Source organism: Geodermatophilus sp. SYSU D01186, assembly GCF_054050215.1.
Window position 1 is genome coordinate 1 of sequence record NZ_JBJGYW010000024.1, and the last position, 24,334, is coordinate 24,334.

23 protein-coding genes are annotated in these 24,334 nt (G+C 75.8%); 16 read left to right on the top strand and 7 right to left on the bottom strand.

Annotated elements, in window-relative coordinates:
* Positions 1-2,555: hypothetical protein (locus ACI784_RS17245; RefSeq protein WP_457014268.1), on the bottom strand; the 2,555-nt coding region annotated here is incomplete at its 3' end.
* A 141-nt stretch (positions 2,556-2,696) separates the two neighbouring features.
* On the opposite strand from ACI784_RS17245, the gene treZ reads away from it, so the two are divergent.
* Both treZ and ACI784_RS17255 read left to right on the top strand, forming a co-directional pair.
* Positions 2,697-4,448, top strand: coding sequence for a malto-oligosyltrehalose trehalohydrolase (gene treZ, locus ACI784_RS17250; protein ID WP_457014269.1), 1,752 nt, complete (start codon positions 2,697-2,699; stop codon positions 4,446-4,448).
* Between the two features lies 1 nt (position 4,449).
* Positions 4,450-5,175: a dihydrofolate reductase family protein gene (locus tag ACI784_RS17255; protein ID WP_457014270.1), complete on the top strand. Its 726-nt coding sequence runs from the start codon at positions 4,450-4,452 to the stop codon at positions 5,173-5,175.
* Here the strand turns inward: ACI784_RS17255 and ACI784_RS17260 are convergent.
* Together ACI784_RS17260 and ACI784_RS17265 are read right to left on the bottom strand one after the other, a co-directional pair.
* Positions 5,165-5,554, bottom strand: coding sequence for a type II toxin-antitoxin system VapC family toxin (locus tag ACI784_RS17260; protein WP_457014271.1), 390 nt, complete (start codon positions 5,552-5,554; stop codon positions 5,165-5,167). The genes ACI784_RS17255 and ACI784_RS17260 overlap by 11 nt on opposite strands.
* Positions 5,551-5,787 (bottom strand): type II toxin-antitoxin system Phd/YefM family antitoxin, encoded by a 237-nt coding sequence (locus ACI784_RS17265; RefSeq protein ID WP_457014272.1) that lies wholly within the window; start codon positions 5,785-5,787, stop codon positions 5,551-5,553. The genes ACI784_RS17260 and ACI784_RS17265 overlap by 4 nt, the downstream gene beginning before the upstream one ends.
* An 82-nt stretch (positions 5,788-5,869) precedes the next feature.
* Between ACI784_RS17265 and ACI784_RS17270 the strand changes: the two genes are divergently transcribed.
* The gene (locus ACI784_RS17270) at positions 5,870-8,182 is read left to right on the top strand and encodes an ATP-binding protein (protein ID WP_457014273.1); all 2,313 of its coding nucleotides are present in this window, start codon (positions 5,870-5,872) and stop codon (positions 8,180-8,182) included.
* Here the strand turns inward: ACI784_RS17270 and ACI784_RS17275 are convergent.
* Positions 8,157-8,822, bottom strand: a complete 666-nt coding sequence (locus tag ACI784_RS17275) for a hemerythrin domain-containing protein (protein WP_457014274.1) — start codon at positions 8,820-8,822, stop codon at positions 8,157-8,159. The genes ACI784_RS17270 and ACI784_RS17275 overlap by 26 nt on opposite strands.
* 135 nt (positions 8,823-8,957) lie before the next feature.
* Between ACI784_RS17275 and ACI784_RS17280 the strand changes: the two genes are divergently transcribed.
* The 8 genes from ACI784_RS17280 (at position 8,958) to ACI784_RS17315 (ending at position 17,662) form a co-directional block, all read left to right on the top strand.
* Positions 8,958-10,031 (top strand): ATP-dependent DNA ligase, encoded by a 1,074-nt coding sequence (locus tag ACI784_RS17280; protein WP_457014275.1) that lies wholly within the window; start codon positions 8,958-8,960, stop codon positions 10,029-10,031.
* A gap of 179 nt (positions 10,032-10,210) precedes the next feature.
* Entirely contained in the window at positions 10,211-10,942 is a 732-nt protein-coding gene (locus ACI784_RS17285; RefSeq protein WP_457014276.1) for a class E sortase, read from the top strand.
* A gap of 11 nt (positions 10,943-10,953) precedes the next feature.
* Positions 10,954-11,112, top strand: coding sequence for a hypothetical protein (locus tag ACI784_RS17290; RefSeq protein ID WP_457014277.1), 159 nt, complete (start codon positions 10,954-10,956; stop codon positions 11,110-11,112).
* 75 nt (positions 11,113-11,187) lie between these two features.
* The gene (locus ACI784_RS17295) at positions 11,188-12,744 is read left to right on the top strand and encodes an alpha/beta hydrolase (RefSeq protein ID WP_457014278.1); all 1,557 of its coding nucleotides are present in this window, start codon (positions 11,188-11,190) and stop codon (positions 12,742-12,744) included.
* Between the two features lie 55 nt (positions 12,745-12,799).
* On the top strand, positions 12,800-13,867 hold the full coding sequence (ligD, locus tag ACI784_RS17300; protein ID WP_457014279.1) for a non-homologous end-joining DNA ligase: 1,068 nt from the start codon (positions 12,800-12,802) through the stop codon (positions 13,865-13,867).
* Positions 13,868-13,923: 56 nt separating this feature from the next.
* The gene (locus tag ACI784_RS17305; RefSeq protein WP_457014280.1) at positions 13,924-14,847 is read left to right on the top strand and encodes a tyrosine-type recombinase/integrase; all 924 of its coding nucleotides are present in this window, start codon (positions 13,924-13,926) and stop codon (positions 14,845-14,847) included.
* 184 nt (positions 14,848-15,031) lie between these two features.
* Positions 15,032-15,667 carry a hypothetical protein gene (locus ACI784_RS17310; RefSeq protein WP_457014281.1) on the top strand — a complete coding sequence of 212 codons (636 nt, stop codon included), beginning with the start codon at positions 15,032-15,034 and terminating at the stop codon, positions 15,665-15,667.
* 795 nt (positions 15,668-16,462) lie between these two features.
* On the top strand, positions 16,463-17,662 hold the full coding sequence (locus ACI784_RS17315; protein WP_457014282.1) for an NAD(P)/FAD-dependent oxidoreductase: 1,200 nt from the start codon (positions 16,463-16,465) through the stop codon (positions 17,660-17,662).
* Positions 17,663-17,900: 238 nt separating this feature from the next.
* Here ACI784_RS17315 and ACI784_RS17320 read toward each other — a convergent pair whose 3' ends face one another.
* Both ACI784_RS17320 and ACI784_RS17325 read right to left on the bottom strand, forming a co-directional pair.
* Positions 17,901-18,890 (bottom strand): universal stress protein, encoded by a 990-nt coding sequence (locus tag ACI784_RS17320; RefSeq protein WP_457014283.1) that lies wholly within the window; start codon positions 18,888-18,890, stop codon positions 17,901-17,903.
* 251 nt (positions 18,891-19,141) lie between these two features.
* Positions 19,142-19,585 carry a hypothetical protein gene (locus ACI784_RS17325; RefSeq protein WP_457014284.1) on the bottom strand — a complete coding sequence of 148 codons (444 nt, stop codon included), beginning with the start codon at positions 19,583-19,585 and terminating at the stop codon, positions 19,142-19,144.
* A gap of 312 nt (positions 19,586-19,897) precedes the next feature.
* On the opposite strand from ACI784_RS17325, the gene ACI784_RS17330 reads away from it, so the two are divergent.
* The 5 genes from ACI784_RS17330 to ACI784_RS17350 all read left to right on the top strand — a co-directional run bounded on the left by ACI784_RS17330 (position 19,898) and on the right by ACI784_RS17350 (position 23,306).
* Positions 19,898-20,182 carry an SHOCT domain-containing protein gene (locus tag ACI784_RS17330; RefSeq protein WP_457014285.1) on the top strand — a complete coding sequence of 95 codons (285 nt, stop codon included), beginning with the start codon at positions 19,898-19,900 and terminating at the stop codon, positions 20,180-20,182.
* Between the two features lie 216 nt (positions 20,183-20,398).
* Positions 20,399-20,617, top strand: a complete 219-nt coding sequence (locus ACI784_RS17335; protein ID WP_457014286.1) for a DUF1918 domain-containing protein — start codon at positions 20,399-20,401, stop codon at positions 20,615-20,617.
* Between the two features lie 28 nt (positions 20,618-20,645).
* Positions 20,646-21,122, top strand: coding sequence for an Hsp20/alpha crystallin family protein (locus ACI784_RS17340; protein ID WP_457014287.1), 477 nt, complete (start codon positions 20,646-20,648; stop codon positions 21,120-21,122).
* A 178-nt stretch (positions 21,123-21,300) separates the two neighbouring features.
* Positions 21,301-22,443 carry an Acg family FMN-binding oxidoreductase gene (locus ACI784_RS17345; RefSeq protein ID WP_457014288.1) on the top strand — a complete coding sequence of 381 codons (1,143 nt, stop codon included), beginning with the start codon at positions 21,301-21,303 and terminating at the stop codon, positions 22,441-22,443.
* Entirely contained in the window at positions 22,434-23,306 is an 873-nt protein-coding gene (locus ACI784_RS17350) for a universal stress protein (RefSeq protein WP_457014289.1), read from the top strand. Before ACI784_RS17345 ends, ACI784_RS17350 begins: the two co-directional genes overlap by 10 nt.
* A 16-nt stretch (positions 23,307-23,322) precedes the next feature.
* On the opposite strand, the gene ACI784_RS17355 is transcribed toward ACI784_RS17350, so the two are convergent.
* A complete protein-coding gene (locus ACI784_RS17355) occupies positions 23,323-24,321 on the bottom strand; it encodes a zinc-dependent alcohol dehydrogenase family protein (RefSeq protein WP_457014290.1) in 999 nt (332 codons plus the stop codon).
* Positions 24,322-24,334 lie beyond the last annotated feature (13 nt).

A 24,334-nucleotide genomic window follows, 5' to 3' on the forward strand; every position in this document is an offset into this window, starting at 1 on the left:
GCTCCAAGCCCCACCACCCGCAACCCGACGCCCACACGGCCCGCCCCGGCCCCCCCCCCCCCCCCCCCCCCCCCCCCCCCCCCCCCCCCCCCCCCCCCCCCCCCCCCCCCCCCCCCCCCCCGGGGGTGCCCGTCCGGGGCGCCCGGCGCCCACGACCGCCGGCCGTCGGGCAGCCGGCCGCAGGCCACCTCGAGGGCCAGCGACCAGTCCGGGTCGGTCCAGTAGCCGCTGTGCCCGCCGATCCCGGTGACCGCCCGGGTCTGCAGCGCGAGGTCGCCGGGCACCGGGTCCAGCAGCCGCCACTCGTTGCCGCACACCCGGCGGCCGGTGCGCGGGTCGACCCAGTCCGGCTGCGGCGTCGCCGGGTCGTCGAGCCGCCGCGAGACCAGCGGGCCGCCGTCGTGGCTGTGGTCCCAGCTGGTGACCGGCCCGGCGACGGGGTCGGTGTCGCGGTACAGGCTCACCCACCGGAACGCCCCCGCCATCCCGCGCAGCAGCTCCGGCGGCACGTAGTGCGGGAAGCCGCGGGTGAACTGCAGCCGCAGCTGGGACCCGAAGGTCACCCACCGCACCCGGCCGCGGACCTCCTCGGGCAGCCACAGCAGGGCGACCAGCGAGATCAGGCTGCCCTGGCTGTGCGCGGCCACGACCACCTCCCGCACCGGCGCGGGGTTGACCGCCGGCCGCGATCCGGCCGGCCCGGCGTCCTCGTCGTCCTCCAGCGGGTCGGGCACACCCAGGTGCCAGCAGATCCGGCGCACCAGCGCCGGGACGACCTCCGAGGCGTACGGCGGCGGCACGAACGGGTGCGCCGTGCGCGGCCAGAACGCCACCACGTCCCACACCACGTTCAGCCCGCGCCGGGCACCCTCCCTGCGCAGCGCGCCCCGGGCCAGCAGCACCGTGCCCAGCCCGATCCCGAGCAGCGCCACCTGGCCCACCCCGATGACCACGTCGTCCCCGGTCACCGTGCCGCCGGGCGGGGAGGACACGCCGGTGAGCAGGCTGACCGGGAACGCCGGGTCCTCCCCCGCGCCGCGGGCCGACCACGACGCCGCCCCGATGGCCGCGGCCAGCACCAGGCCGAGGGCGGTCCAGAAGCCGAGCACCAGGGGGACGGCGTTCTTCATCCGTGCCCGCTGCATCGCCCTGCCGGCCGCGTGCACCCACGGCGGCGGCAGGTGGAGCGCGGGCGGGTCCCCGAAGGTCATCGCCGCCTGCGCCCGGGCGCGGAACACCCGCCGCCGGCGGCCGGCCCGCAGCCTCGCGGCGACGGCGAGCGCGGCGAACACCAGCGCGGTCAGCCCCCACGCGTAGGAGAACCGCTGCAGGAGCTCCGGCACGTCCACGTCGGTGCCGGTCAGCCCGTCGACCAGCTCCTCGACGCCGAGGGTGAGCCCGGCGCTGGAGCCGACCGCCAGGTAGCAGCCGACCGCCGTCGCCAGCGCGGCGGACATCCCGCCGGCGAAGCGGCGGAACGGGCGCGGCGTGCGGCGGGCGGCCGCCCGCGTCCCGGCGGCGAGGCCGGCGACGGCCAGCACGAGCAGGGTCACCGCGCCGGTGCCCGCGAGGACCAGCAGCGCGACCGCCGGTTCGGTCCCCGGCAGCCGGCCGGCGCCGGAGACGTCGGTGACCGCGACGGCGACCAGGGCCAGCACCAGCGCACCCCCGGTGAGCACCTGGACGGCCCCGGCCGCGGCCGCGGTCCAGCGCACCGCCCGGGCGCGGTCGGGTGCACCGGCCTCCAGCACCGTCGCCCGCCGCTCCGGGTCGCCCGCGAACAGCACGACCAGCGCCACCAGGCCCAGCACGGCGGCGGCGTACCAGCGCCAGCCCGCCGCCCAGCCGGTCCCGCCGTCGGCGGCCACCGACAGCCCGAGCCAGGCGACGACGAGCAGCCCCGCGGCGTGGTGCAGCCGGCGCAGCGACGGGCTGTCGGGGTCGCCGTCGAAGAACGCGGCGTCCCCGAGGCCGGGCAGCCCGTCGGCGCCGTGCCCGAGGTCACGGGGGCCGGCGTGGGCGAACCGGTAGCGGCGGCCGGTGTCGACCGCGCCGATCCGCGACAGCCCGGTGACGAGGGCGGCGGCCACGAGGAGTCCGGCCACGACGACGACCCGGTCGGCCACCGGCAGGCCCCGGCCGGCCAGCCACTGCCAGGCGAGCAGGTCGACGACGACGAGGCAGTCGGCGAGCGCGAACAGGCCGGTGAGCACCAGGCCGACGGTGCGCAGCAGCGCCCCGCACAGCGCGTGCAGGCGACGCTGGGCGCCGGTCTCCGGCGGCGGCAGCATGAACTGGGCGGCGTTGACGATGCCGAAGGGGATGAGCAGCAGCCACAGGCCCTGCGCCCACGAGCCCGACGTCCACCGGCCCCAGTGGAAGGCCTCGAGCAGGTGCCCGTCGGGGGCCGGCACCTCGTGCTGCTGGGCGTCGGCGGGGCGGAAGCAGCGGCTGCGGTCGTCCCCCGCGACCTGGACGGTGTGCGCGCTGCCCAGCATGTAGCCCGGCGGGGTCCCGCTGACACCGTGGACCCGCAGCTCGACCCAGCCGGCCATCGGCTCTCCTCCTCCGCCGCCCGCCGCGCACGTCACGGTTGACCGTCGGGTGTGCGGGCATGATCTGCCCCGTTCCCCGGCCCCGGCCAGACCCGAGCCCCCGCCGTACCGTCCTCGCCCACCCGCCTGGAGGCGTTCCGCATGTCCGCACCCGTCGAGTTCTCCGTCTGGGCACCGCTGCCGAAGCGGGTCCGGCTCCAGGTCGACGGCGCGGTGCACGACATGCGCCGGGACGACGACGGGTGGTGGCGCGCCGTGGTCGAGGCGGCACCGGAGGCCGACTACGGCTTCCTGCTCGACGAGGACGGGACGCCCCGGCCCGACCCGCGCTCGCGCCGCCAGCCCGACGGCGTGCACGGGCTGTCCCGCCGCTTCGACCCGGCGGCGTACGGCTGGGGCGACTCCGCCTGGACCGGCCGCCCCCTGGCCGGTGGCGTGGTCTACGAGATGCACGTCGGCACGTTCACCCCGGAGGGCACCCTCGACGCGGCGGCCCGGCGGCTGGACCACCTGGTGGAGCTCGGCGTCGACTTCGTCGAGCTGCTCCCGGTCAACGGCTTCAACGGCACCCACAACTGGGGCTACGACGGCGTCCTCTGGTACACGGTGCAGGAGGAGTACGGCGGCCCGGCGGCCTACCAGCGCTTCGTCGACGCCTGCCACGCGCGGGGCATGGGCGTGATCCAGGACGTCGTCTACAACCACCTGGGCCCATCGGGGAACTACCTGCCGCTGTTCTTCCCCGTGTTCTCCGAAGGCGCCAACACCTGGGGCAACTCGGTCAACCTGTCGGGGCCGGACTCCGACGAGGTGCGCCGCTACATCATCGACAACGCCCTCATGTGGCTGCGCGACATGCACGTCGACGGCCTGCGGCTGGACGCCGTCCACGCGCTGGTCGACGAGCGGGCCACCCACCTGCTGGAGGAGCTGGCCCAGGAGGTGGACCGGCTGTCGGTCGCCGAGGGGCGGCCGCTGACGCTGATCGCCGAGAGCGACCTCAACGACCCGCGCATGGTCACCCCGCGGGTGGCCGGCGGCACGGGGCTGACCGCGCAGTGGAGCGACGACTTCCACCACGCCCTGCACGCCACGCTCACCGGCGAGGGACAGGGCTACTACGCCGACTTCGCCGCGGCCGGGCTCGCCGGCCTGGCCAAGACCCTGACCGGGGCCTTCTTCCACGACGGCGCGTGGTCCAGCTTCCGCCGCCGGCACCACGGCCGGCCCGTGGACACCGGCGTCCTGCCCGGCTGGAAGTTCCTCGCCTATCTGCAGGACCACGACCAGATCGGCAACCGCGCGGTCGGGGACCGGATCTCCGCCTCCCTCTCCCCCGACCTGCTCGCCGTCGGCGCCACCATCGTGCTCACCAGCCCGTTCACGCCGATGCTGTTCATGGGCGAGGAGTGGGGCGCCTCGACGCCGTGGCAGTTCTTCACCAGCCACCCCGAGCCCGAGCTGGGCCGGGCCACCGCCGAGGGCCGGATCGGCGAGTTCGCCGAACACGGCTGGGACGCCGACGTCGTCCCCGACCCGCAGGACCCCGAGACCTTCACCCGCTCGAAGCTGGACTGGGAGGAGCTCGAACGGGAGCCGCACTCCCGGCTGCTGGGCGTGCACCGGGCGCTGCTGGCCCTGCGCCGGGCGCACCCGGACCTGGTGGACCCCGACCTGTCGCGGATCGCGGTCACGTGGGACGACGCCGAGCGCTGGCTGGTCGTGCACCGCGGGTCGCTGCGGGTGGTGGCGAACCTCTCCGGCGAGGCCCGGGAGGTCGACCTCGACGTCCCGGCGGGCGAGGTGCTGTTCGCCAGCGGCGAGCTGCCGACCATCGACGGGCGCACGGTGACGGTGCCCCGCGAGAGCGCCGTCGTGGTCTCCACCCGCTGACGTGCGCCGCCTGCTCCCCGGGGCTGCGGCCGAGCTGACCGACGCCGACCTGGCCGACGCCTACCGGCCGCCGCCCGGTCGCTCGCTGCGGACGAACTTCGTGGCCTCCCTCGACGGCGCGATCACCGTCGAGGGGAAGAGCGCCGGGCTGGGCTCCCCGGGCGACCAGCGGGTGTTCCGGGTCCTGCGGGCCCTGGCCGACGTCGTCCTCGTCGGGCACGGGACGGCGGCGGCCGAGGGCTACCGGCCGGTCGCGGCGGACCCCGCCGTCGGGGCGCTGCGCGCCGCGCTCGGCCGGAGGGCGACCGCGCCGATCGCCGTCGTCTCCCGTCGGGCGTCGCTCGCCCCCGGGGACCGGCTGGCGGTCGACTCCACGATCCTGGTCACCTGCGCCGCCTCCGACCCCGGCCGCCGGGCGGCTCTGGCCGACGCCGGCGTGACGGTGCTGGTCTGCGGGCAGGACGACGTCGACCTGCCGCTCGCGCTGGACCGGCTGGCCGACCTCGGCCACGAGCAGGTGCTGTGCGAGGGCGGGCCGCAGCTCTTCCGCGCCGCCCTGCGGGCCGGGGTCGTCGACGACCTCGCGCTCACGCTGTCACCGGCGCTGGTCGGGGCGGGGCAGCCACACCTGCTCGGCGAGCCGCTCACCGACCTCGTGCCGCTGGAGTTGCGGCACGTGCTGGAGGACGACGGCGTCCTGTTCACCCGCTACGCGATCACCCGCTGACGAGCCGGACCACGTCGCCGTAGCCGGTCAGGCGGGCGTCCGCGGTCAGCAGGACGGCGTCCTCCGCCACGGCCTGGGCGACGAGCAGCCGGTCGAACGGGTCGCGGTGCACGTCGGGCAGGTGCTCGACCGCGGCCGCGTGCTCCGCGGTGACGGGCAGGGAGTCGAGCCCCAGCTCACGAGTGACCCGGCGTGACCACCTCCGGACGTCATCACCGAGGGACAGCTTGCCGAGGCGCTGCTTGATCGCCAGCTCCCAGATGCTGACGGCCGACAGCATCCGCTGATCGGCGTCGGCCAGGAGCTCCTCCGCTGCACCGAGCCGTTCGGGCGTGGCCGCGGCCCACATCACCACGTGGGTGTCGAGGAGGAACCTCACTCCTCGCCCTCGAAGGCGCGCTGCAGGTCCTCCGGCAGCGGGTCGTCGAAGTCGTCGGCGATCCAGACGTTGCCCCTGTCGAATCCGAAGTTGGGCGTCCGGCGCGCTGGGGCAACCAGCCGAGCCACCACCCGACCGCGGTTGGTGATCTCGATCTCCTCGCCCGCGGCGACCCTCTCCAGCAGCCGAGACAGGTGGGTCTTCGCCTCGTGGACCCCGACCGATGTAGTCACATCACTTAGTCTACTGTTCGCGCTCCCTCTGGACCGGCCCTCGGCACCCGCGGGACCGGTCGGCGCTGCTAGCTTCCCGCCGGTGGGCGACGCGAGCACCGGTCCAGGGTCCTTCGCCGAGCTGCTGCGCCGCTTCCGCGACCGTGCCGCGCTCAGCCAGGACGAGCTCGCCGCCCGCGCCGGCCTGACCGCCAAGGCCGTCGGGGCCTTGGAACGCGGCGAGCGCCGCCGGCCCTACCCGCACACCGTCCGCGCCCTCGCCGACGCCCTCGGCCTGGCCGGCGGGGACCGGGCCGCGCTGACCGCGGCGTCGCGCCCGGCCGGGGAGGAGCAGCCGCCACCCCCGGTCGGCCTGCCGCTGCCCCCCACGCCACTGGTCGGCCGGGACGCCGAGCGTGCGGAGGTGCTCGGGCTGCTGCGCTCGGGCGCGACCCGGCTGCTCACCCTCACCGGGCCGGGTGGCGTGGGCAAGACCAGCCTGGCGCTCGACGTCGCTCGAGCCCTGGCCGGCGACTTCCCCGACGGGATCGCCGTCGTCGAGCTGGCGCCGGTCCGCGAGGCGCGGCTGGTGCTGCCGACGCTCGCCCGCGCCCTCGGCGCCCGGCAGCTCGCCCCTCCCCTCGGCGACTCGCTGGCCGCCTTCGTCGGGACCCGGCGGCAGCTCGTCGTCCTCGACAACGTCGAGCACGTGCTCGACGCGGCGGCCGACGTCGCCGACCTGCTGGCCCGCTGCCCCGGACTGGCGGTGCTGGCCACCAGCCGGGCGGCCCTGCGCGTGCGGGCCGAGCGCGACCGTCCGCTGGACCCGCTGCCCGTGCCGGCCGGCGCCGACGTCGCGTCGGTCGCCGCGTCCCCCGCCGCGCAGGTGTTCCTCGACCGTGCCCGCGCCGCCGGCCGGGCGGTGCCGCTGACCGGGGCGACGGCGGCCGACGTGGCCGCCATCTGCCGGCGCCTGGACGGGCTGCCGCTGGCCCTCGAGCTGGCCGCCGCGCACGCCCGCTTCCTCTCCCCCGCCGCGCTGCTGGCCCGCCTCGACCAGGCGGTGGGCCTCCCGCGGTCCCGGGACCTGCCCGAGCGCCAGCGCACCGTCCGGGCGACGCTGGACTGGAGCCACGACCTGCTCACCCTCGACGAGCAGGTGCTGCTGCGCCGGCTGGCGGTCTTCCCCGGCGGGTTCTCGCTGGCGGCCGCGCAGGAGGTGGCGGGGGACGGTGGCGACGTCGTCCCGGCGCTCGGCGGCCTGGTGGAGCAGTCGCTGGTGGCCGTGCAGGGCGACCGCTACCGGATGCTGGAGCCGGTGCGCCAGTACGCGGCCGCCCGGCTCCAGGAGGCCGGCGAGACCGACGCGGTGGCCGACCGCGCGGCGGAATGGGGCTGCGCGCTCGCCTCGGGCGCCCGGGCCGGCCTGCGCGGGGCGGAGCAGGCCGCGTGGCTGGACCGGCTGCAGCGCGAGCACGGAAACCTCAGTGCCACCTTCGGCCGGCTGGTCGACAGCGGCCGCCTGGGTCCGGCCGCGCGGCTCGGCGCGGACACCTGGCTGTACTGGGCGCTGCGCGGCGACGTCGTCGAGGGGCTCGGGTGGGTCGAGCGCGTGCGAGACGCCGCCGGGACAGGGACGCTGCCGCCGGCCGAGCGCGCGGCGCTGCAGCTGGCCCTGGCCGGGCTCCGCTACGCGGCCGGTGACATCGCGGGCATGCGGGCCCCCGCGGCCGAGGCGGTCCCGGCCGCCCGCGCGGCCGGCGCCGACGACCTGCTCGCCGAGGCGCTGGTCCTGTCCGGGTCGGCGGCGGTCTTCCTCGGCGACCTCGACCGGGCCGCCGGGGAGCTGGCCGAGGCGGCGTGGCTGGGGCGGACGGCGGGCCTGCCGTGGGCGCTGGCCCACGCGACCCTCGCCGAGGCGCAGCGGCTGGTCCAGTCCGGGGACCTCCCCGGGGCGGCCGCCGGACTGGACGACGCCGAGCGGGTGGCCCGCGAGATCGGCAGCCCGTTCACCCTGGCCACGGTCCTCAACATGCGCGCCACCCTCGCCCAGGGCACCGGGGACGACGCCGCGGCGCTGGCCTGCCTCACCGAGGCCGCCGACCTGGCCGCCGCCGTCGCCACCACCTGGACGCTGGCCTACACCCTCCCGGGGCTGGCGGTGCTGGCCGCGCAGCGCGGGCGCCCGGAGCTGGCGGCGGAGCTGTTCGCGGCCGGGTCGGCGACCGCCGAGGCGGCGTCCGTGGCGGTCAGCTTCCCGCCGGACCTGGAGCGGGCCGGCCACTGGCTGGCCGCGGTGCGCGCCGAGCTGGGTGAGGAGGCGTTCCGGCGGGCCTGGGAACGCGGCCGCGGCGTCCGGCCGGCCGACGTCCCCGGGCTCGCCGCCCGGCTCACGCGGCCGACCGCACCCGCCTGACGTAGCGCCGGTACCGCCGGAGGAACACCGTCCGCGCCAGCAGGCGGACCGGCAGCGGCAGCTTGGCCAGCATCTCGGCGGCCTCGTCCGGGGTGGCCTCCTCGAGGACCGACCCGAACATGATCGGCAGCTCCGCCAGGGACATCTGCGCCAGCCCGTGGTCGCCCAGCTGCGCCCACTCCTCCGTCGACACGTGCCGCGCGGCCAGCGGCAGGATCTCCCGCTCCTCCTCGTCGAGGTGCTCCACGAGGGCGGCGCGCAGCGCGTCGAAGGTCGCGGCGACCTCCTCGGTGACCGCCGGCCGCGCCTCGGCCTCCCAGCGCGCCAGCGCCGCGGGCAGCCGGTCGATGTGCTGCTCGACCTGCCCGTGCTGCGCCTCCATGCGGTGGACCAGGGCGGCGTCGGGGGCGGCGCGCTCCAGCAGCTTGGGCCAGAGCAGCTCGTCCTCGCCGGTGTGGTGCAGGTGCAACCCCTTGAGGACGAGCCGGGCGTGGGCGGCGACCACGGCGGCGCGGGCGGTGTCCCCGGCGGGGACGGCCCGCACCAGCTCCGGGATCAGCCGGAACTCGCGGCGGAACGTGCGGTGGACGACGACCATGTCGTGGACGTCGGTGAGCGGGGCGGAGGAGGTCTCGGTCATGGCGACGAGCCTGTCCGGGAGCCGGGGACGGCGGCACCCACACGACCTCCACACCGCCCCCACACTCGCCCCGCCCGGGGGTCCTCGCGCCCCGCTGAGCTGCCGGCCGCCGGCCGCGGCTGCTTGACTGCGGGCATGGACCTGCCCGTTCTCCCGCCGGTCAAGCCGATGCTGGCCAAGGCCTCGACCAAGCTGCCCACCGCCGAGGGCCTCTTCTACGAGCCGAAGTGGGACGGCTTCCGCTGCATCGTCTTCCGCGACGGCGACGAGGTGGAGCTGGGCAGCCGCAACGAGCGCCCGCTCACCCGCTACTTCCCGGAGGTGGTGGCGGCGGTCAAGGCGGCGCTGCCGGAGCGGTGCGTGGTCGACGGCGAGATCGTCGTGCCGGCGGGCGACCGGCTGCACTTCGAGGCGCTGCTGCAGCGCATCCACCCGGCCGAGTCGCGCGTCAACCTGCTGGCCGAGCAGACCCCGGCGTCCTTCGTCGCCTTCGACCTGCTCGCCCTCGGCGACGAGTCGCTGATGGAGTTGCCGTTCGGCGAGCGGCAGGCCCGGCTGCGGCAGGTGATCGGGAAGGGCACCGAGTCGGTGCACGCCACCGCCATCACCCAGGACACCGGGACGGCGCAGCGCTGGTTCGAGGAGTTCGAGGGCGCGGGGCTCGACGGCGTGGTCGCCAAGCCCGCCGACCTGCCCTACGGACCCGACCAGCGGCTCATGACGAAGGTCAAGCACGTGCGCACCGCCGACTGCGTGGTCGCCGGGTTCCGGTGGCACAAGAGCGGGCCGATCGTGGGCTCGCTGCTGCTCGGTCTCTACAACGACGCCGGCGACCTCCAGCACATCGGCGTCGCGGCGTCCTTCCCGATGACCCGGCGGGCCGAGCTGGTCGAGGAGCTGGCGCCCTACCGGGCCCAGGCGCTCGACGGGCACCCCTGGCAGGACTGGGCCAACGCGGAGACCAACGGGAACGGCGAGCACCGGATGCCCGGGGCGCAGAGCCGGTGGAACGCCGGCAAGGACCTCTCCTGGGTGCCGCTGCGGCCGGAGCTCGTCGTCGAGATCAAGTACGACCAGCTGGAGGGCCGCCGGCTCCGGCACACCGGGCAGTTCCTGCGCTGGCGTCCCGACCGGGAGCCGCGCAGCTGCACCTACGACCAGCTGGACGTGCCGGTGCGCTACGACCTCGCCGAGGTCTTCGCCGGCTGACAGCCCAGGGAGCATCGCAGCACAGGTCGGTCCGGGGCGCGGGGGCCGGCCGGTGTCATCGCCGGCTGAGCGCAGCGTGAGTGGCCGTTGTGACCGGAGGGGCGCAGCGGCCGAGGGACCCGGACCCGACCGCCTGTCGCGGACGGGTCCGATCGGTTCCCGAAATAGCATCGCTCCCCGTGTCGAGGAGCCCTGGAGACCTGCTGCGGACGACGGCCCGCGGGCTGGGGCAGTCGCTCCTCACCGTCGGGTTCGTGCTGCTGCTGTTCGTCGTGTACGAGCTGTGGGTGACCGACCTGCAGAGCGCCGCCGCGCAGGAGGAGCTCACCACCGAGCTGCGTGAGCAGTGGGACGACCCGGCCCAGGCGGCCCCCGCGGAGTTCCCCGACGGCGAGGCGTTCGCGTTCCTGCACATCCCGCGGCTGGGGGCCGACTACTCCCGGGCGATCGTCGAGGGCACCGGCGCCACCGAGCTGGCCCAGGGCCCGGGCCACTACGTCGACACCGCGATGCCCGGCGAGCAGGGCAACTTCGCCGTCGCCGGCCACCGGGTGGGCCGCGGCTCGCCGTTCCTCGAGCTCGACGAGCTGCGCCCGGGTGACCCGATCGTCGTCGAGACCGCCGAGAACTGGTTCGTCTACCGCGTCATCGGCGACCCGGCCACGGGCTCGTTCACCGCGCCCGGCACCGCCGTCCCCGGCCGGCAGATCGTGTCGCCGAGCGACGTGTCGGTGATCAACCCGACGCCCGGCGCCCCCGAGGCCGCGCCCACCGGCGCCTACCTGACGCTGACCACGTGCCACCCCGAGTACTCCGCACGCCAGCGGCTGATCATCCACGCCGTCCTCGACGGCGCCCCGATCCCCCGCGCCGACGTCCCGGAGGGCCCCGGCGCCCTCCGGGAGGGATGAGGACGACGACCGTGTACTCCTGGATCTGGCGGCACCTGCCCGGGCCGACCGCCGTCAAGACGCTGCAGGCGCTGGTGCTCGTCGCGGCGGTCAGCGCGCTGCTGCTGTTCGTCGTGTTCCCCGAGGTGGAGCCGCACCTGCCGTTCGCGGACGTCGTCGTCGACGAGTGACCGTCGACCGCTGAGCCGGGCAGCGGTGAGGGGAGGCTTCTGCGGCCCCGGCGCGGGGCTCCTAGGCTCATGATCATGCGCCTGTCCCGCGGCCTGGTCGCCGTCGTCTCCGGCCTGCTGCTGACCGTCTCCGGCTGCACGTCCTCGGACTCGGAGTCGCCGGACTCCTCCGCCGCGTCGACGACGGCGGCCGAGCCGGAGGCCGAGGAGATCGCCTGGACCGACTGCGACGAGCAGATCCAGTCCTCGATCGCCGGCAGCCCCGGCAGCGACCGGGACATCCTGTTCGAGTGCGGCCGCACCCAGGTGCCGATCACCTACGCCGAGCCGCAGGGCGAGAAGCTCACGATCTTCCTCGTCCGGGCCCGGCTGGCGGGGCAGACCGACCGGCTCGGCTCGCTGGTGGTCAACCCGGGCGGCCCCGGGGCATCCGGCGCCGACGCCGCGATCCAGCGGGCGCTGACCCTGCCGGAGAACGTGCTCGCCCGCTTCGACGTGGTCGGCTTCGACCCGCGCGGGGTGGGGCTGTCCACGCCCGCGGTCGAGTGCGTCCCCGACGAGCTCAAGGACCGCGTCGTGGCCGCCGAGCCGCGGCCGGTCAGCGACGAGCAGCTCGACGAGGCGTTCTCGCTGGCCCAGGAGGTCGCCGACGGCTGCGCCGACGAGTACGGGGACGCGCTCAGCACGTTCAACACGACCGACACCGCCCGCGACCTGGACCTGCTGCGGCAGGGGCTGGGCGACGAGCAGCTGACCTTCCTCGGCTGGTCCTACGGCACCACGCTCGGCTCCACCTACGCCGAGCTCTTCCCCGACCGGGTGCGGGCGATGGTGCTCGACGCCGCCGTCGACCCCGACAACGACCCCCGCGCCGACGCCGAGGCCAGCGCCGCCGGCTTCGAGGCGGGCTTCGACGCCTTCGCCGCGAACTGCACGACCCTGGTCGCCGGCTGCCCCATCGGGGCCGAGCCGCGGCGGTTCGTCGAGGAGCTGCTCGCCCAGGCCGCGCAGACGCCGATCCCCAGCGCGCGGGCGGGTGAGACCCGGCAGGCCACCCCCGGGGTGGTCATGACCGCCATCCAGGCCGGGCTCTACAACACCAGCGCGTGGCCGCAGCTGCAGCAGGGCCTCGCCGCGGCCCGCAACGGCGACGCCCAGCAGCTGTTCTCCCTGGCCGACGCCTACTACGGCCGCCTCCAGGACGGCACCTACTCGAACCTCATCGACGCCTCTCTGGCCATCGGCTGCGCCGACCGCGACCCCGACCTGCAGGTACCCGAGGACGAGATCCGGGCGCTGGCCGCCGACTGGGGCCAGCGGTACCCGCTGTTCGGCGCCGGCTCGGCCGCCGGCCTCTACACCTGCTCGGCGTGGGACGACGACCCCACGCCGCTGCCGGCACGCGACGCCGAGGGGGCGGCGCCGATCCTCGTCGTCGGCAACACCGGGGACCCGGTCACCCCGCTGCCCGGCGCGGAGCAGATGGCCACCGAGCTGACCTCGGGCGTGCTGCTGGTCTGGCAGGGCCTCGGGCACACCTCGTACCCGAAGACCGGCTGCGTCAACGACGTGGTCAACGCCTACCTGGTCGACCTGGTCGTCCCGGCCGACGGTGCGACGTGTCCCCTCTGAGCCGGCGGGGCCCTAGGGTGCGCCGGGTGAACGCGCGATCCGGGTCCGGTCGGTGATGGCCTCTGCGAAGGACGCCGTCGTCCTGCAGGTCGACGGCCACGACGTGCGGATCTCCAGTCCGGAGAAGCCGTACTTCGCCGACCGCGGCATCCGCAAGATCGACGTCGTCGAGTACTTCATCAGCGTCGGCGACGGCATCCTGAACGCGCTCCGGGACCGGCCCACGACGCTGGAGCGCTGGCCCGGCGGGGTGTTCGAGGGCGCCCGGCTGTCCACCCGCGTGGACAACACCGGTGACGCCTTCTACCAGAAGCGGGTGCCCAAGAACGCGCCCGACTGGGTGCCGACCGCGCACATCACCTTCCCCAGCGGTCGCACCGCCGACGAGATCGCCCCGGACTCGGTCGCCGTCGTCGCGTGGTGCGCCAACCTCGGCACGCTGACCTTCCACCCGTGGCCGGTGTCGAAGTCCGACGTCGAGCAGCCCGACCAGATCCGCATCGACCTCGACCCGCAGCCGGGCACCGACTTCGCCGACGCGGTGTGGGTGGCCCCGCACGTCCGGGAGCTGCTGGCCGAGTTCGGCATGCAGGGCTGGCCGAAGACCTCCGGCGGCCGCGGGGTGCACGTCTACGTGCCCATCCAGCCGCGGTGGACCTTCCCGGAGGTGCGCCGGGCGGTCATCGCCTTCGGCCGCGAGCTGGAGCGGCGCCTCCCCGACCGCGTGACGATGTCGTGGTGGAAGGAGGAGCGCGGCGAGAAGATCTTCATCGACTACAACCAGATGGCCCGGGACCGCACGATCGCCTCGGCCTACTCGATCCGCGCCAAGCCGCACGCCCCGGTGTCCGCGCCGGTCGACTGGGACGAGTTGCCCGACGTCTCGCCGCTCGACTTCGACGTGCGCACCATGCCGGCGCGGTTCAAGGAGGTCGGCGACAAGCACGCCGGCCTGGCCGACCACGCGTTCGGCATCGAGCCGCTGCTGGAGCTGGCCGACCGCCAGGCCAAGGACGACGGCCTCGGCGACCTCCCCTATCCCCCGGACTACCCGAAGATGCCGGGCGAGCCGATGCGGGTCCAACCGAGCCGCGCCAGGCGTGTGACCAGCGAAAACGACTGACGCCGAGGTCTCTGACGGGCTAGCACAGCGCTCACTCGCCCGATAACCTGCCCGCCGTGGCCGTGCGGCTGGAGGACCTGCTGGCGTCGTTCCGGCGGCACCTGCGGGCCGCCGCCAAGGCGCCACGCACGATCGAGCTGTACAGCCAGAGCGTTCAGTACTTCAGCCGCTGGCTGGCCGACCGAGGCCGGCCGGCGACGCTGGAGGAGCTGACCAGGCACGCCATCGCGGCGTGGCTGGCCGAGCTGGCCGAGACCTGCGAGCCGTCCACCATCAGCACCCGGCTACGGGGCATGCGGCGGTTCTGCCGCTGGCTGGTCACTGAAGGAGAACTGGAGAAGGCCCCCACCGACGGGATCGAGATCGCGAACTCACCCGACAAGCCTGTCCCGATCCTCACCGACGACGAGATCGCGGCGTTGCTGAAGGCGTGCGCGGTCGGTCGTGGCCGGCCCGGGATCCTCGACCGCGCCGTCTTCCTCGGCCGCCGCGACGAGGTCGTGCTGCGGCTGCTGCTCGACACCGGCGTGCGGGTGTCCGAGCTGTGCGGGCTCGCGCTGACCGACGTCGACCTGGACCGGGAACTGGCCTACGTCACCGGCAAGGGCTCCCGGCCCCGGGTGGTGCCGTTCGGCGCGAAGACCGCCCAGGCCGTGGACCGCTACCTGCGGGTACGCGCGCTGCACCCCTACGCCCGGTCACCGCGGCTGCTGCTCGGCCAGCGCGGCCCGATGACCCCCGACGGCGCCCGCGACGTGCTGCACACCCGCGCCGCGCAGGCCGGCGTGGCCGACGTGCATCCGCACCGGTTCCGGCACACCTTCGCCCACCGCTGGCTGGCCGGAGGAGGACAGGAGCGGGACCTGATGATGCTGGCCGGCTGGCGCAGCGACGACATGCTGTCCCGCTACGCCGCGTCCACCGCCGTCGAGCGGGCCCACGAGGCGCACCGACGTCTCGGCCTCGGCGATCGACTCTGACCCGGCCGCAACCCGAGAGACCCCGCGGTCCGGACCACCACGCGTGAGGGCGGGTTGCCGAGCCGAGTGCAGATTTCCGGGAGCCGACTGGTCGAGCTCCCCGCCTCCAGATCTTCTCCAGTACACGCGCCCCGCGCTTCGGATCTGCCTGCCGACCTGCTGAGTTCCTCGGTAGCGGTGGCGGGTGACCGCCGGCCGGCACTCGATCGTCTCGGTTCTATCGGCCGCTCATGTCATCCTCGTGGCAGCGCCGTCGTCCACGGGGGAAGAGGCGCTCTCACGGGGGTTCCTTCTGATGCGTTCACGCCTGCCATCTGTCGCGCTGCTCGCCGTCGGCCTGCTCGCCGGGTGCGGTGCCGACTCCGAGCCCGCCGTCTCGCCGGCAGCAACGCCGTCGCCGACCGTGGCCTTCGTCGGCCCGTCAGGGCTGGAGGTCGAGTCCGAGGAGGCGGCTCGCGCCGCGCTCGATGCGCAGCGCGTCGAAGCCGAGCGACTGGCCGCCGAGGCGGCCGCGCAGGCTGCCGCCGAGGCCGCCTCCCGGCAGGCGGCTGCGGCCCGCCAGGCCGCCGCGCAGGCGGCCGCAGCCCAGGCAGTCATCGACGCCGAAGGCGGCTGCCCGCCCGGCTGGTACTTCGACGACTACTCGGGATGCACCGATCCGAACGACGTCGCGGACAGCGGCCCCGCCGTCGACGGGGATGACGGCTACGTCTCCTCCGATCTCGAGGTCCGCTGTTCCGACGGCACCGCGACCGTCGAGGAGTGCTTCGGACCGGGGTCGGACCTCAATGACAATGGCATCGCCGACATCAACGAGTGACCCGGCCCGACCCCCGCTCGGGCCGGCACGGCCGTGCATCACCCGAGCCGCCGCGCAGCACCCCAGCCGCTTCGTCAACAAGCAAGCCTCGAGCCAGATGACACCGACCTGACCCCCCAGTCAGTGCCCGGGGTCCGCCGACATCCGGGGTCGTGCCGCTTCCCCAGGTCAAACGGCTGCGACGTTCGGCGCCGTCCGGCCGGGTACAGCCTCGTCCGGACCGCGACGGCGGCGCAGTCTGCCGTCGTCGGACGCCGTCAGCAGTCTGACGCGCCCCGCTCGGGTGAGGTCACCCCAGTGGAGGGGTGTACGCCGAGGACGAGGAACGCGCGGCGGGCAGGGCACTCCGTTGGCCGAGGACCGGGTCGGCACCTGGCTGTCCGATCGAGGAGTGGCACGGCATCCGGGTGCGGGATCCGGCGCGGACCTGCCCCGGGAACGTCGCATGTCGGAGGCGAGCCGTGCACGGGTGATCCCACTCCCAAGACCATCCGACCGGGGGCCCGTGCGTGCATCCGGGCGCGCCGGTCGTCCGGAAGGACTCTGCGTGGGAAGCCTCTCGCCCAGCGGAGGTCGCGTCGTCCAGCCGCTGTTCGGCGCCGGCCCGAGCCGGGAGCGGGTCGGGTCCCTGGTGCTCCGACCCGCCTTCCCCCCGTCGTCGCCGACGGCCACACGCCGTGACGGGGCGTCGGCTCGCTGGTCCCGAGGACGCCGGCGAGACGCCCGGCCGGTACGGCCGGGATCGAGTCCGGATCAACGTGTCGCCGAGGACGCCGGCGACCCGACCCTGAGCCCGTGACCGGAGGGGACGTGGAACGACACGAGGTACTCGTCGTGGGAGGCGGCAACGCCGGCATCTCCCTGGCGGCACGACTGGTCCGCGACGGCACCTCGGGCGTCACCGTCGTGGCCCCCCAGCCGGTGCACCGCTACAAGCCCCTGCTCAACTACGTCGGCGGCGGGCAGGCGACGATGGCGGACCTGGAACGCCCGATGGCCGACGTCATCCCCGACGGGTGCGCGTGGATCCGCGACGCCGTCGAGGCGGTCGACCCGGTCGGCAGGACCGTGCGCACGCGTGCGGGGCGCTCCCTGCGGTACACGACGCTCGTCTTGTGCCCCGGCCTGGTGGAGGACTGGGAGGCCACTCCGGGGCTGCAGGCGGCCTACCACGACGGGTGGGCCGCCTCCACCTACGTCCCGGGCGGCGCACCGCGGGTCTGGCCGGGCCTGGCGTCGCTGCGCGCGGGCTCCGCGCTCTTCACCGTCCCGCCGGAGCCGGCGTCCTGTGGTCCGACCGCGCTCAAGCCGCTCTTCCTGGCCTGCGACCACTGGCGGCGCACCGGTGTCCTGGCCGACCTGGAGGTCCGGCTCGTCCTCCCCGAGCGGTCCGCCGTGGGCGTGCCGGAGGCCGACGAGGTCGTGGACCGGGCTCTCGCCACCTACGGCGTCGAGGTGCTGCGCGAGGCCCGCATCGAGCGGGTGGACCCGGATGCCCACGCCGTCACGGTCGCGACACGCACCGGACGGAAGGTGATCGACGACGTCGACGTCGCCCACGCCGTCCCCCACTACCGGGCGCCACGCTGGATCGCCGACAGCGGCCTCGCGGCCGATCCGGCGCCGGGCCTGGCCGACGTCGACCCGTTCACCCTGCGGCACCGCTCACACGCATCGGTCTGGGGGCTGGGCGACGCCGCCGCCGTGGCGACGCGACCCTCCGGCGGGGCTCTGCGGCGCCAGGTCGCGATCCTGGCCCACAACCTGGCGGCCGACCGGAGCGGGGCGCCGATGCAGCGGTACGACGGGTACACGGTCGCGCCGATCACGGTGGGCCGCCGGGCGCTGATGCTCGCCGAGTTCACCCGCGACGGCCGGCCGGCCCCGTCCGTGCCGTTCGTCGACCCGATCAAGCCCCGGCGGGTGACGTGGTGGTTCGACCGCTACGCGCTCCCGCAGGTCTACTGGCGCCGCATCCTCCGCGGACGGGTGTGACCCGGAGGCGCAGCGCCGCACGACGCCCCTCGACCTCGCAAGCCCTCCAGTAGCGCCGCGAAGCCGTCCGCGGCGGCACGGCCCATCGAGGTTGCTCAGGATGAACGGAGTTTCCCGCACGAGGTCCAGGGCCAGCGCTCTGCGCACCGCCCGGTAGGCGTGCAGCGCGGCCACGGTGGCCGTGAGGTCGACGACCCGCGTGCACCGCCCGGAAGCTCGAGCCCTCGGGCCGCGGCCATCAGCGCGCCGCGGTCGCCGGCTGTGGTCGCTGGTCAGCCGTGCCTCGGCGGTCGGGCGCCGGGTGCACCACCATCACCGGGCACGGCGCGTGCATGGCGCAGTGCAGCGCCACCGACCCGAGCAGCAGGCTGCGCGGCTCACCGCGCCCCGTGCTGCCGACCACGAGCAGCGCCGCGCCACGCGCCCGGGTCACGAGCACGTCGTGGGCGGGGCCCTCGACGACCTGGACGTGCACGGCCGGCTGGTCGGTGGCGCCGCCGTCGCGCACCTCCTGCACGAACGCGGTGGCCTTCTCCCGGAGGCCCGCGCGGATCTGGTCGGCCGTCGGGAGGAGGGCCGAGTACATGTCGGTCCAGTGGTCGGCCAGCTCGTAGGCGGCCACCGCCTCCACCACCCCGCCCCGCAGCGCGGCCTCCACCATGGCGCGCAGCAGCGCCGCTCGGGAACGCTCGGAGCCGTCGATGCCGACGACGACGCGGGCCGGCGCGGCGGCCTCGACGGCCATCGGGTGCACCACCGTCACCGGGCAGCGGGCGTGCGTGACGCAGTGCAGCGCGACCGAGCCGAGCATGGCGCCGCGGACGCCGCCCCGCCCGCGGCTGCCCACCACCAGCAGGTCGGCGTCGCGGGACCGGCTCAGCAACTCGTCGGCCGCCGGACCCGCGGTGACGACGGTCCGGACGGCGACGTCCGCGACGCCCGGCACGGCCGCCACGGCCGGCTCCCGGCGGACCTCCTCGAGGAAGGAGGACGCCTGTTCCTCGGTCTGCGTCCGGACCGTCTCGACCACCGACGGGTCCCAGACATAGGGATCGGTCCAGTACGGGTGGACGAGGTAGGCGCTGACGACGTCGAGCTCCGCACCCCGGGCGGCGGCAGTGGTCAGGGCGTACCGCAGGGCGGCGCGCGAGCCGGCCGACCCGTCGACGTCCACCACCACGCGCGACCCCCGGGGAACGTCCCCGCGCGGGTCCTCTGCTCCGGTCATGTGTTCTCCTCGATCCCGGCCCGTTCGTCACCGGGCTCCAGTCGACCTTCGAGGTGGGGAAACCGGCCTATCCGGGGTCGATGGTCACCGGCGGGAGGACCTCCGGTCCCGGGCTTCGGGGGGCAGCCGAGCGCTGCTCCCGGGAGCAGTTGCACCGGGCGGGCGCGCGCCGCGGGTGGACGAGCGGCCCGTGCCCGTCCCCCTCCGGCGCCGTCCCGGCCTGCACCGGCGGTGGGCGGGACGTGGTCGACCTACACCCGATCCTCGTCGGGAGTCCGCACCGCGGCGCGGAAGGGCAGCCACACGGCCAGGCCCATGACGAGCAGCGCCAAAGGGATGTGCACCGGAGTCAGGAAGTCCTGTCCGTCGTCCACGAGCAGGCCGCTGACGTAGGCCTCCACGACCAACGCGACGGTCAGGGCGAGCGCACCGAACAGGAGGTCCCGGCGCGCCCTCAGCCGGAACCACACCGTTGCCACGACGGCCAGGACGATCGCGATCTCCCCACCGCGGGCGTGGACCTCGATCCAGCTGCCGGCGGCGTCCCGCTGTCCGTCGTACTCCAGGAACAGCCCGGCCCACAGACCCTGCAGCAGGACGGCCACCGCGGCCAGGCCGGTGATCCCCCCGAAGACCCGCCGGTCGATGCTGTCCCTGGCCTGCCCGCGCACGGGTGCGCGTCCTGTCGTCGTCACTCCGGGTCTCCCTCCGTCGCTGCACTCGGGGGACCGAGTCCACCGGACCGCGCCGGACGCGCACCACCGCCCTCCGGCGCTCGTGACGGGACGACCGGCCCCCGGGGACACGGCGGGGACGAGACGTGTCGTCGGCGCCCACCGGGAGACGACGCCGAGGTCGCCCGGGTCAGGCGTTCCCGGCCGAGTGGTGCTCCGGGGCGAACGGACCACTCGTCGAGGACCTTCGCTCCGGGGCACAGGCGGACGCTGCAGCGGACTGTTGGATCACCGGCGGACCGTGGAGCACCCGGGTGGAGGAGCGGGAGACCGATGATGGGCTGGTACGGCTGGAACCACATGAGCGGCTGGGGCTGGTTCGCGATGACGGCCAGCACCGTGCTGCTGCTGGCGCTCCTCGTCGGCGGCATCGTGCTGCTGGTCCGGGTCGCCCAGCAGGCATCGCAGGGCGACGCACGCCGTCCGCACGCCGGCTCCCGGCCATCGCCCGAAGACGTACTCGCCGAGCGGTTCGCGCGGGGGGAGATCTCGGAGGACGAGTACAGGCAGCGGCTGGCAGTTCTCGCCGACCCCCACCCGGGCACGCCCCGACGCTGATCCGACTCGCCGCGTCCGGGCCGTACGCGACTCCTGCCCGAACGAGGCGCGGGCCTGCCCGTAGGCGCACCGCAGGATGGACCGGACGACCCCGCGAGTGGAGTCCTCCGGCCCCGTCCGGCCGGACAGGGCCGCGGTGGGATGGCCCCCGAGCCCCTGGACGGGAGGAGCCGGACATGTGCGGGGACACGCCGCAGTACCGCGGGAGGGTGGACCGTGCACGCCCGGGTCGGTGACTGGCTGGCGGTCTACAGCAGCACCGTGGACGCCCCGGTCCGGCGCGGGCAGATCGTGGAGGTCCCCCACGCCGACGGCTCACCCCCGTACGTCGTCCACTGGCTCGACGACGAGCGCCGCAGCCTCGTGTTCCCCGGCCCGGACGCGGTGGTCACGACGCAAGCTCCCCACGCCGCCGCGGTCGTTCCCCGTCCCTGAGCCCCCACGAGACCGAGGAGGACCCACGATGACCAGCAACCTCCAGCGCCGCGACAAGGGCACCCAGACGTCCCCGTTCGCGCGCCTGGACCGCATGTTCGAGGAGTGGCTGCGCAGCGGCCCGATCCGCCGCTCCTTCCCCTCCGTGTGGGAGGGGCTCGGGGAGGACGTCATCAGCGTCGACGAGTACCGGGACGGCGACACCCAGGTCATCCGCGCGGAGCTCGCCGGCATCGACCCCGACCGGGACGTGGAGCTGACCGTCCTCGACGGCACCCTCCGCATCGACGCCGAGCGGCGCGTCGAGCAGGACACCGAGGACAGGGGCTACACCCGCCACGAGCTGCGGTACGGGCGCTTCACCCGGACGCTGCCGCTGCCCCCGGGCGCGACCGAGTCCGACATCGCGGCCAGCTACCGGGACGGGATCCTCGAGATCCGGGTCCCGATCGCCGAGCCGCCCGCCGAGCCGACGCCCACGCGGATCCCCATCGCCAAGGGCTGACCGGCGTCCCCGCCACCGAGGCCCCGGCCCTGCACCACGGGGTCGGGGCCTCGGCACGGCGTGCCCGCCGCCCCTGGCGGCGCGGGGACGTTCGTTCCTCGCGGAGGGGACCGCCGCCCCCGGTGAGCGGCGGCCCGCAGGCCGAGGCTCGGGAGGCACCACCGGACGAGGAGCCCCCATGACGCCCCCGACACCTCAGGACCGGCCGGCGACGCGGACCCGGGAGCCCGCCACCGTGCCCCGGGAGCTGGAGCAGGCCGCCGATGCGGCGGTGCTCGCCCCGTCGGTCCACAACACCCAGCCCTGGCACCTGGTCCTGCAGCCGTCCTCCCTGACGCTACGGGCCGACCGCGCCCGCCAGCTGACCACGCTGGACCCCCTGGGCCGCGAGCTGGTGCAGAGCGTCGGAGCCGCCCTGTTCAACGCCCGGGTCGCGCTCGCCGCCGCCGGCCGCGCGGTGCAGGTGGACCGGCTACCGGCTCCGGAGGACCCCGACCTGCTGGCCGTGGTCCGGCCCGTCGACGGGGCCCCGGACGCCGCCCTGGCCGCCCTCGCCCCCGCCGTCCCCCGGCGGCGGACCAACCGGCGACGATTCGACGAGGCCCGGCTGCCCGACGACCTGCTGCGCCGGCTGGCCCACGACCTCAGCCTGGAGGACACCGAGCTGGTCCCCGTGGACCGCGAGGACCACCGGCAGCTGCTGGGCCGCCTGACGCAGCAGGCCGACCGGGTGCAGAACGCCGACGCCGCCTACCGCGCGGAACTACGGCACTGGACCAACCGTCCGTCCTCGGACGGCGACGGCGTCCCCTCGGCCGCCGTGCCGCACGTCGACGGCCGGCAGCACGACGACCTGCCCCTGCGCGACTTCGACACCGCCGGGTCCGGGGGTCTGCCGGCCGACACGCACTCGGGCACGGGGCAGACGGTGGTGCTGCTGGCCACCCGGGACGACGGCCCGTACGCCTGGCTCCGGTCCGGGGAGGCGCTCGAACGCCTCCTCCTGGAGATCACCGCGCTCGGGTGGACCGCCAGCCCGATGACCCAGGTCGTCGAGGTGCCGCTGACCCGGACCCAGCTCCGGTCGGCGCTGGCGTGGGACGCCCACCCCCAGTTCGTGGTCCGCATCGGCCACGCGCTCTCCACCTCGCGCACGCCGCGCCGGCCCCGCCGCACGGTCGTGGACAACAGCAGCCGGCCTCCCGAGCCCGCCACCGAGACGGGATCCCCGACCCCCACCGGCTGGCCGCTGATCCCGCGTCCGCGCCCGTCCGGCCGCCGACCGGTCTCCGACGGCCGCGGAGGGACGACGTGGGTGTGACCGCGGGCCGCCGACCGGTCGTGGTCTGGATCGACGGTTCCCGTGCCTCCCGGCCCGCCGCCACCGCCGCCGCCCGGCAGGCACGCCGGGGCCTGCACCCGCTGCGTCTGGTCCGGGTCGTGCCGACGACGTCGTCCGGGCAGGACGCCCGCGACACGGCGCGGCGAGCCGCGGACGAGCTCGACGACGCCGGCGCCGCCCTGCGCACAGAGGCCCCGGCGGCCCCCGTCACCACCGCGGTCCGCGCGGGCCCGCCCGACCTGGTGCTGCTCGACGAGTCCCGGTCGGCGCGGCTGCTCGTGCTGCCGGCCGCCCCGCAGCCCGACCCGGTGGCCACGTCCCTCATCCGCCGGGCGCACTGCCCCGTCCTGGTCGACCGGCCGGTCCCGCCCGGGGCGGCCGGCGTGGTGGTGGGGGTGGACGGCGGTCCGGGCACCGTGGCCCTGCTCCGCGCGGCCACCACCGAGGCCTGCCTGCGCGGCACCGCCCTCCTCGTCGTGCACGCGTGGCGCCGGCACCGAGAGGGCAGGGCCGACCCCCGGTTCGAGGCGGCCGTGACCGAGGCCGAGCGGGCGCTGGTCGAGCAGTACGTCACGCCGGTCAGGGAGGGCCATCCGGGCGTTCCCGTGGCGGTGCGGGTCGTGCACGGCGAGCCGCGGCGGGCGCTCCTCGCCGCATCCACCACCGCCGAGCTCGTCGTCCTGGGGCGCCGAGCCGGGCGCGGCGCGCTCCGCGCGGACGCCACCGCCGCGGCCGTGGCGGCCGGTGCCGCCGCGCCGGTGCTGGTCGTGCCCCTCGCCCCCACCCTCCCGGCCCGGGACCGGTCGCGGGCCCGGCGCAGCGCCGTCGCGCTCAGCTCCTGAACCGGTCACCCGCGGGTCAGCGGTGCAGCACGGCCGCACCGCCGAACCGGCCGTGCGCGAGGTCGGCCAGGGCCCGCGGTGCGTCGTCCATCGCGTACGGGACCGTGGTCGCCCGGACGCCGAGCCGGCCGGCGAGCCGCAGGAACTCCTCGCCGTCGCGCCGGGTGTTCGCCGTGACGCTGCGCAGCCGGCGCTCCTGGAACAGCTCGGCGGTGTAGTCGAGCGCCGGGATGCGGGAGAGCCAGATGCCGGCGACGGCGAGGGTGGCGCCGCGGTCGAGGGCCCGGAGGGCGACCGGCACGAGATCACCGGCCGGAGCGAACAGGATCGCGCCGTCCAGCGGCTCGGGGGGAGGGTCGGTCGCGGCGCCGACCGAGTCGACGCCGAGCTCCGCGGCGAGCCGGCGATTGTGCTCCCCACGGGTCAGGACGTGCACCCGCAGCCCCTGGGCCAGCGCCACCTGCGCGGTGAGGTGCGCGCTGCCGCCGAAGCCGTAGATGCCCAGCCGCCCGGCGGGCGGGACGTCGGCCAGGCGCAGCGCCCGGTAACCGATGATCCCCGCGCACAACAGCGGCGCGGCCTGCTCGTCGTCCAGACCGCCGGGCAGCGCGTAGGCGAACCGCTCGTCCACCACGCAGGCGTCGGCGTAGCCGCCGTCGAGATCCCAGCCGGTGAACAGCGGGGCGGTGCACAGGTTCTCCTCGCCGCGCCGGCAGAACCGGCAGGTGCCGTCGGTGCGCGCCAGCCACGGCACGCCGACCCGGTCCCCGACGGCGAACCGCGCGGCACCCGGGCCGACCGCCGTCACGCGGCCGACCACCTCGTGCCCGGGCGTCACCGCGGGGCGGCGGGGCGGCAGATCACCCTCGGCGAGGTGCAGGTCGGTGCGGCACACCCCGCAGCAGGCCACATCGATGCGCACCTGGCCCGGCCCCGGCTGCGGCTCGTCGCGCTCGACGCGCCGCAGCGGCCCGGCATCGATCGGTGCCGGGCCGTCGACCACCCAGGCCCGCATGCGCCGGCCCCGG